Annotated in this window: 2 protein-coding genes; both read left to right on the plus strand. The window is 60.8% G+C overall.

Annotation, left to right across the window (positions count from 1 at the left end; genetic code table 11):
• Positions 1 to 157 (plus strand): transposase (locus NG895_RS19920; RefSeq protein ID WP_425267242.1); only part of this gene is annotated, 157 nt, incomplete at its 5' end.
• A gap of 32 nt (positions 158 to 189) precedes the next feature.
• Positions 190 to 910 (plus strand): IS3 family transposase (locus NG895_RS19925; protein WP_252854289.1); only part of this gene is annotated, 721 nt, incomplete at its 3' end.

Here is a 910-nt window from a genome sequence, read left to right on the forward strand (position 1 = left end):
GTACCACCGCTGGCGGACCCAGTACGGAGGCATGAAGGCCGAGGAGGCGAAGCGGCTAAAGCAACTGGAAGAGGAGAACAAGCGGCTGAAGCAGTTGGTGGCCGACCAGGCGCTCGACATCCAGATGCTCAAGCATGTGGCGGAGGGAAACTGGTAAGCCCTTCCCGGAAGCGGGCTGCGGCCCAGGATCTGCAATCGCAGTTCAAGGTCTCCGAGCGAAGGGCGTGTCGAGTGCTCCATCAGCCGCGAAGCAGTCAGCGTTACACGGCCAAGGTGCCTGACGACGAACCGGTCCTGGTGAAGCGGATCTTCGAGTTAGTGCGAAAGCATCCGCGATACGGATACCGGTTCATCACGGCCAAGCTACGCCAGGAAGGGTGGCAGGTGAACTTCAAGCGAATCTATCGACTATGGCGTCGGGAAGGACTGAAAGTGCCGAAGAAGAAGCGAAAAAAGCGTCGCCTGGGCACCAGCCGCAACGGTTGTCACCGCCGTCGTGCCGAGTACAAGAACCATGTGTGGTGCTGGGACTTTATCTTTGACCGCACGACCAGTGGCAGCCCGCTGAAGTGGCTGTCGATCGAAGACGAGTTTACGCGGGAGAGTTTGGCACTGAAAGTCGACAGGAGCATCACCAGCGAGGACGTGATCGACACGCTGGCCGAGTTGTTTGCGATGCGAGGCGTGCCCTGCCACATCCGCAGCGACAATGGTCCGGAGTTCGTGGCGAAGGCGATCCAGCGATGGCTGGGACAACTGGAGATCGAGGCGCTCTACATCGAGCCAGGCAGCCCGTGGGAGAACGGCTATGCCGAGAGCTTTCACAGCCGCCTGCGTGACGAGTTCCTGGCGACCGAGGAGTTCGAGAATCTGGCCGCAGCACGGAGGCTGACAACGGCCTGGCGAGAGG

Source organism: Aeoliella straminimaris, assembly GCF_024054565.1.
Taxonomy (GTDB): domain Bacteria; phylum Planctomycetota; class Planctomycetia; order Pirellulales; family Lacipirellulaceae; genus Aeoliella; species Aeoliella straminimaris.